The organism is Thermanaeromonas sp. DSM 22490 (assembly GCF_056378755.1).
In genome coordinates, this window is sequence record NZ_JBJHHE010000014.1 from 79,107 (window position 1) to 86,103 (window position 6,997).

The following is a 6,997-nucleotide window of genomic DNA, read 5'->3' on the forward strand; positions in this document are numbered from 1 at the left end:
CAAAATTGCAATCATAATTGCCTTATGCTAAAATATATACCTAATGAATGAAGGGGCAGGGCGAGAGGAGGGCTATCTTTGAACCGCATTTTTAAGAACCTGGCCGTGTACTTGTTGATTGTCCTGCTGGCTGTTTCTATTTTAAGGATATCTTCACCGGTAGACAAAGCGGTGGAAGAGTTAGATTTTACTCGATTTTATCAGCTGGTAGAGCAGGGCCAGGTACAAGAAGTAACTATTACACCAGAGAGGGATATTTATAAGATTACAGGGATCTTGAAGAACGGTACCAAGTTTTCCGTCAATGCCCCGTCTTCTCCGACCCTGATTGACCGGTTGGCCAGTAAAGGTGTACCCACCAAGACATTGCCGGCACCGGAACCGCCTTGGTGGACTAACCTTCTGGGAACCTTCCTACCTATCCTATTGCTGGTGGGTCTGGTTTTCTTTATGATGCAGCAGACTCAAGGTGGAGGTTCCCGCGTAATGCAGTTTGGCCGGAGTCGAGCCCGCTTGCATACACCAGATGATAAGCGTAAAGTTACCTTTGCCGATGTGGCTGGCGCCGACGAAGCCAAGGAAGAGCTGCAGGAAGTAGTAGAGTTCCTTAAGAATCCCCGTAAATTTAATGAGCTGGGAGCCAGGATTCCTAAAGGTATACTCCTCTACGGGCCGCCGGGCACGGGGAAGACTTTACTGGCCCGGGCAGTGGCGGGCGAGGCTGGGGTGCCTTTCTTCAGCATAAGCGGTTCCGACTTTGTAGAGATGTTCGTAGGCGTAGGCGCCTCCAGGGTGCGGGACCTATTCGAACAGGCCAAGAAAAATGCTCCTTGTATTGTCTTTATCGATGAGATAGATGCAGTAGGGCGCCAGCGCGGAGCGGGTCTGGGAGGCGGACATGACGAGCGGGAACAGACTTTAAACCAGCTCTTGGTGGAAATGGACGGGTTTAATCCCAACGAAGGGATCATTATAATAGCCGCTACCAACCGGCCGGATATCTTGGACCCCGCTTTGCTCAGGCCTGGCCGCTTTGACCGGCAGATCGTAGTGGATGTGCCGGACATAAACGGGCGCAAAGAAATACTCAAAGTACACGTCCGGGGCAAGCCTCTGGATACCAGCGTCGACCTGGATGTGCTGGCCCGGCGAACCCCCGGCTTTACCGGGGCCGATCTGGCCAATATGGTGAACGAGGCAGCGTTATTGGCCGCGCGCCGGGGCAAAAAGAAGATCACCATGCAGGAAATGGAAGAGGCTATAGAAAGGGTTATTGCGGGACCCGAAAAGAAGTCGCGAGTCATCAGTGAATTTGAAAAAAGACTGGTGGCTTATCATGAGGCCGGTCATGCCTTGTTAGGCCATTACTTGCCCCATACCGATCCTTTGCATAAAGTTTCTATTATTCCGCGGGGCAGGGCCGGAGGGTATACCCTGCTTTTGCCCAAGGAAGACCGGCGCTATATGACCAAGTCCCAAATAATTGACCAGGTTACCATGCTCTTGGGCGGCCGGGTGGCGGAAGAACTAGTGCTAGGCGAGATCAGCACGGGCGCCCAGAATGATCTAGAGCGGGCTACAGAGCTGGTGCGCAAGATGATTACAGAGTTTGGCATGTCGGAAGAGCTCGGACCTTTGACTTTTGGCCGTAAACAGGAGACGGTTTTCCTGGGACGCGACATTGCCCGTGATCGCAATTACAGCGAAGCTGTGGCCTACTCCATCGACAAAGAAGCCCGGCGCATTATTGATGAATGCTATAACCGGGCGCAAAAGATGCTCAAGGAGCATATGGAAGAGCTCCATCTCATAGCTAAAGCCTTGATGGAAAAAGAGACCCTGGAAGCGGAGGAATTCACAGCTATTATTGAAGAATATAACCGTAATAGCCTCCGGCCTCCCGCCGGCGAGGGCAACCAGGTATCAGCGGGAGCCGTACCTGTGTTGGGTATTAAATCTACTAACCCTGAAAATAGTAAAGACCTTCTTCTTAAGCTGACGTATCAGTTATTCTGCTTGAAAGGGGTATGGTAGTGGAACGCACCTTTAGTATGATAAAGCCCGAAGGTGTGGCCCGCGGTCTGGTAGGAGAGATTATCAGCCGCATTGAACGCAAGGGTTATCGCATCATAGCTTTAAAGATGCTCCGCCTCACCCGGGAGATGGCGGAAAAGCATTATGCCGAGCACAAAGACAAACCCTTTTATCCGGAACTTATCGAGCATATAACTTCTGGGCCGGTGGTAGCCATGGTGCTGGAGGGGCCCAATGTAATCGCGGGGCTGCGGAAGCTCATGGGTGCCACCAATCCCCAGGAGGCCGCTCCCGGTACCATCCGCGGGGACTATGCCCTGGAGACAGGACAAAACGTAATCCATGGGGCTGACTCTCCGGCCAGCGCTGCCCGGGAGATTGCTCTGTATTTCCAGCCGGAGGAACTGGTAGAGGGATAGAAATACCCCCAAAAGCGGCTGGATGTAAAGTAGCAAAAATACGGGTATAAAAAGGGGCGCCTTTTTCGGGCAGCCCGGTCTGCTTAGAACCGGGTGAAATAGGGATTGGGCCAGGAACCAAAGCAAAATGATGCGAGCTTTCACCATGTTTTCAGGCTAGGAAAAGCTTGTTGAATTCTATGTGCTGGCTGGGGGTATATATGGCTGAAATAGAAAAATTCGTGCGCTTCTTGAACTCCAAAGGAGCAACTTGCTATGGCCGCTTGAGACAGGACACAATTATAGCCTTAGAAGGAGATATTTTCACTTCTCCCCGGGAAAATGGAGAGACGTACCGGTTGGAGGAAGTCAAACTATTAGCACCCTGCCAGCCCAGTAAGGCTGTTTGCGTAGGTCTTAACTATAGAAGCCACGCAGAGGAAATGAAGTTAACGATACCGGAAGAACCGGTTATTTTCCTTAAACCTTCTACCAGCGTAATAGGGCCGGGAGAAAAAATAATTTACTGGCCCATGGTGGGGCGGTTGGACTATGAGGCAGAATTGGTGGTAGTAATCGGCAAATATTGCCACAATGTCAGTGAAAGGGAAGCGCCCGATTACATATGGGGGTATACCATCGGAAACGATGTGACAGCGCGGGACTTGCAAAAGAAGGACGGGCAGTGGACCAGGGCCAAATCCTTTGACACTTTTCTTCCTTTAGGACCTTGCATAGTCCGTGGTGTGGATGTGGCGGACTTGGCCATTCAGGCTTATCTAAACGGGGAGCTGAAGCAAAATAGCAGAACTTCCCAGCTCATTTTTTCCGTCCCCTACCTGGTAAGCTTCATATCTCAAATTATGACCTTGCTCCCAGGCGATGTCATTTTGACAGGTACACCGGAAGGAATAGGGAGTATGCAGGTCGGTGACAGGATAGAGATAAGAATTGAGAATCTAGGTAGCCTGGAAAATACGGTTGCTGCCCCATAACCCCACAACTTCCGACTTTTACTTGGCCTCCCGTTTAAGAAAGGCGGGAGGCCATTTAATTTTAAAGTAGCAAAATAATATTTTCTCCCCGGGCGAATAATAACCATGAAACCTAAATTATTAGCGAGGAGGAAGGTTACACTGCAGCCATTGACTTTGCTAACCAGCCCCATTAAGATAGGAAACTTGCAACTTAGAAATAGAATGGTTATGGCACCTATGGTTACCAATTATGCTTATGGCGACGGTTCAGTAACCGACCGACTGGTGGCCTACCATGAGGAACGGGCCAGGGGCGGGGTAGGAATGATCATTGTGGAAGCAACCTATGTCCACCCTTCCGGTAAAGGTTTCCAGAACCAGTTGGGCATTTACTCTGACCGTCTTATACCAGGCTTGCGCCGGCTGGTGGAAGCTGTCCATGCCCAGGGAGCCAAGATTGCCGTCCAGCTATACCATGGGGGCAGGCAGTCCAAGTCCGCCGTGACAGGGCAACCCCTTTTAGCCCCCTCGCCTATACCCGACCCTACTATCGGGGAGACACCTAGGGAGTTGACCAAAGAAGAGATAGGGCAGCTGGTGGAGGCTTTTGCAGCTGCTGCCCAAAGGGCCAGACGGGCGGGCTTTGATGCAGTGGAAATACACGGTGCCCACGGTTATCTTATTGATGAATTTCTCTCGCCCTATTCCAACAAACGGACAGACGAGTATGGGGGTCCCCTGGAAAACCGTATGCGCTTTCCCCTGGAAGTAGTGCGAGCCGTGCGGCAGGCAGTAGGGGTTGAATTTCCCATCATCTATCGCCTGAGCGCCGACGAAAAGGTCCCCGGAGGTCTCACTTTAGAGGAAACCAAAATTTTTGCCCGCCGGCTAGAACAAGAAGGAATTAATGCCCTTCACGTTTCCGCCGGAGTATATGAAACGGCCTCCTGGATCATCCAGCCTATGTACCTTCCCCGGGGATGCCTGGCAGACCTGGCCCAAGGCATCAAGTCCGAGGTAAAAATTCCGGTAATAGCTGTAGGGCGCATTAACGATCCGGAAGTGGCCGAAAGTATCCTGGCCGCGGGGAAGGCGGATCTAATTTCTTTCGGCCGGGAACTGTTAACGGATCCGGAGATGCCCCGGAAAGTGGTAGAAGGCAGGCTGGACGAAGTCCGACACTGCATTGCCTGCTGCCAGGCCTGCATCGATGAGCTTTTCCTGGACCATGCCATCGGTTGTACGGTGAACGCGCGCACAGGTTTGGAGCGCGAATTTCCCCTGGATAAGGCAGCACGCCCGCGCAGGGTGCTGGTAGTGGGCGGGGGGCCGGCCGGCATGGAAGTGGCCCGGGTAGCGGCCCTGCGGGGACACCGGGTAACCCTCTGGGAGAAAGAGGGGGAGCTGGGTGGCCAGTTACCCCTGGCTTCGGCCTCTCCCCAGAAAGGGGAAATCGCTACTTTCAGGGAGTACCTGGTGGGGCAGATGGCCAAGCTCAAGATCAACGTGCAGCTTAATAAAGAGGCTACCCTGGAGGCCATACGCCAGGAAAAGCCTGATGTAGTGGTTTTGGCCACCGGCGCCCGTCCGGCTACTCTGGATATACCTGGCGTCCAGGGCCACAATGTGGTAACTTCCTGGGATGTCCTGCGGGGAAAGGCACAAGCGGGCAACAAGGTAGCGGTGATAGGCGGTGGGCTGGTAGGCTGTGAAGTGGCCGAGTACCTGGCCGAGAAGGGGCATAAAGTGACTATCTTGGAAATGCTGCCTAAAGTGGCCAGCGACATCGGCCCTCTGGTGGCGCCGCTGCTCCTGGACCGCCTTAAGAAGCAGGGGGTACAAATAATTACCGGGGCCGAAGTTACAGCTATTCAAAGTGACCGGGTGACCTATAAGCGTAACGGCCAGGAAGAAAGCTTAACCGGGGTTGATACAGTGGTGCTGGCCGTTGGTTCCCGGGCTAACGATACCCTGGCCCAGGAGATGGAAGGTTCCGGCATAGACTACTATGTCATTGGCGATGCCATAAGTCCCAGGAGGATAACCCAGGCGGTCTACGAAGCCATGCGGGTGGGTCATGAATTATAAAGGAACGGAGGTCTTACGATGAAAAAAGAAAAGCCACGCGACGAACAAAGGCGCGAGGCCGAGCTTTTCGGAGAGGAGCTCGAGCAGAAGCGGCAGGAATTTGTACGCAACGTCCTGCGGCGGGCCGAGGGAATAGCGTCCGAAAGGGAAAAATTTATCCACGACCTTAAAACTGGTTCCCCCAAAATCCCTAAGTGAATATGATTTACAACAGCGTATAAGCTCTGCTGCTTCTGCCCTAAAAGCTTCGAGCGTCCTGCCTCTACTACTTGCGTTCACCATACAGGGCAGAAGCAGTTATTTTTATTCCGCCCCGCGGCTTCTGGATTACAGTTACCTTGCACCAGTGGGGTTGACAGGCCTCATAGATGTCCTTGGCTATGGTAGCGGCCAGACCCTCGCAAAAGATGCCTTCCTCCCGGAAGCTCCATAAGTAGAGCTTGAAGCTTTTAGATTCAATGCAGTGATTGTTGGGGGCATATTCTACTATTACTGTTTCAAAGTCCGGCTGCCCTGTTACGGGGCAGAGGCTTGTTACCTCGTCGGACTCTAGAGTAACAATTTCCACGTGGGGCGGCTTGGGGAAAACCTCTAATTTCCTGCGCGGTTCACGTACCTGCTTTCCTAAGGCTTCGAACTCCATCATACCAAATCCTCCCTGCTTACCTTAAAGGGATTGAAGTTGGTGTCATAGTCATAGTAATCCTCTTCTTCCACCCTTTTAAGCCAGGCGGTGATAGTATAGGTTAGCGGAGTTGCCAGGGCTTCGTAGGTGGTCTTAAATATATAATTGCTCATTATCATGCGCATTAATACGGCTCCTGGCAAAATACCGATAAAGGCGATGGTAATAAATAAAGTCGTGTCTACTAGCTGACCAACTACCGTAGAGCCGATGGTCCGGGTCCACAGCCACCGGCCTTGAGTTAAGATTTTTAGTTTGGCCAGGATATAGGAGTTGGTGAACTCGCCGCAGAAAAAGGCTAAGAGGCTGGCGATCACTATCCGCGGCGTTTGACCCAATATCCGTTGGTAAGCCTCCTGGCCCGACCAGTGGGGCGCTGGAGGCAGTATCCCTACCAGCCAGTAAACCAAGGACATAAATAAGCAGGCTATAAATCCCGTCCACACTACAATCCGGCTGCGCTTGTAGCCATAAACCTCAGTTAAAATATCGCCGAAGATATAAGAGAGGGGGAATAACACTACTGCACCGTCAAAATAGAAGGGGCCAAATCTTGCTACCTTGACGGCGACAGTGTTGGAGAGGAGCAATACCACTACGAAGGCTACCATTACGAAGGGAAAAAGTTTGTAACGCACAAAGATCACTCCTTGTTTTGTTAAGGCGGGTGGCTGCGACCGCCGGCTTAACGCCGACTCTTACATTAACAGGCGTAAGGGAATATGTCAATATATAGCTGAGGCATCTGCGTTGTGGCCGATTTTGTAGAGGGCCTTGACATAATCTTACAAAAGCAACCCTATAATTAAAAGGTA

General features: G+C 52.0%; 7 protein-coding genes. 5 read left to right on the forward strand and 2 right to left on the reverse strand.

What is annotated here, in order from left to right; genetic code table 11:
* Positions 1-78: 78 nt before the first annotated feature.
* From ftsH to AC1BI1_RS10315, 5 genes are all read left to right on the forward strand, one after another.
* Entirely contained in the window at positions 79-2,034 is a 1,956-nt protein-coding gene (gene ftsH / locus AC1BI1_RS10295; RefSeq protein ID WP_476717205.1) for an ATP-dependent zinc metalloprotease FtsH, read from the forward strand.
* A complete protein-coding gene (gene ndk, locus AC1BI1_RS10300) occupies positions 2,034-2,453 on the forward strand; it encodes a nucleoside-diphosphate kinase (protein WP_476717206.1) in 420 nt (139 codons plus the stop codon). The genes ftsH and ndk overlap by 1 nt, the downstream gene beginning before the upstream one ends.
* A 200-nt stretch (positions 2,454-2,653) precedes the next feature.
* Positions 2,654-3,427 (forward strand): fumarylacetoacetate hydrolase family protein, encoded by a 774-nt coding sequence (locus AC1BI1_RS10305; protein WP_476717207.1) that lies wholly within the window; start codon positions 2,654-2,656, stop codon positions 3,425-3,427.
* A 105-nt stretch (positions 3,428-3,532) separates the two neighbouring features.
* The gene (locus AC1BI1_RS10310) at positions 3,533-5,497 is read left to right on the forward strand and encodes an oxidoreductase (protein ID WP_476717208.1); all 1,965 of its coding nucleotides are present in this window, start codon (positions 3,533-3,535) and stop codon (positions 5,495-5,497) included.
* Between the two features lie 18 nt (positions 5,498-5,515).
* Complete coding sequence (locus AC1BI1_RS10315; protein WP_476717209.1) at positions 5,516-5,695, forward strand: hypothetical protein; 180 nt, start codon at positions 5,516-5,518, stop codon at positions 5,693-5,695.
* A 67-nt stretch (positions 5,696-5,762) separates the two neighbouring features.
* Here the strand turns inward: AC1BI1_RS10315 and queF are convergent, their stop codons facing one another.
* A complete protein-coding gene (queF, locus tag AC1BI1_RS10320; protein ID WP_476717210.1) occupies positions 5,763-6,143 on the reverse strand; it encodes a preQ(1) synthase in 381 nt (126 codons plus the stop codon).
* Complete coding sequence (locus AC1BI1_RS10325; RefSeq protein WP_476717211.1) at positions 6,140-6,820, reverse strand: queuosine precursor transporter; 681 nt, start codon at positions 6,818-6,820, stop codon at positions 6,140-6,142. Before AC1BI1_RS10325 ends, queF begins: the two co-directional genes overlap by 4 nt.
* Between the last annotated feature and the right edge of the window lie 177 nt (positions 6,821-6,997).

Excerpts from the sequence above, each read along its gene's own strand:
- AC1BI1_RS10305 (WP_476717207.1), top strand. The coding sequence starts at position 2,654 with ATGGCTGAAATAGAAAAATTCGTGCGCTTCTTGAACTCCAAAGGAGCA.
- AC1BI1_RS10310 (WP_476717208.1), top strand. The coding sequence starts at position 3,533 with ATGAAACCTAAATTATTAGCGAGGAGGAAGGTTACACTGCAGCCATTG.
- AC1BI1_RS10315 (WP_476717209.1), top strand. The coding sequence starts at position 5,516 with ATGAAAAAAGAAAAGCCACGCGACGAACAAAGGCGCGAGGCCGAGCTT.
- queF (WP_476717210.1), bottom strand. The coding sequence starts at position 6,143 with ATGATGGAGTTCGAAGCCTTAGGAAAGCAGGTACGTGAACCGCGCAGG.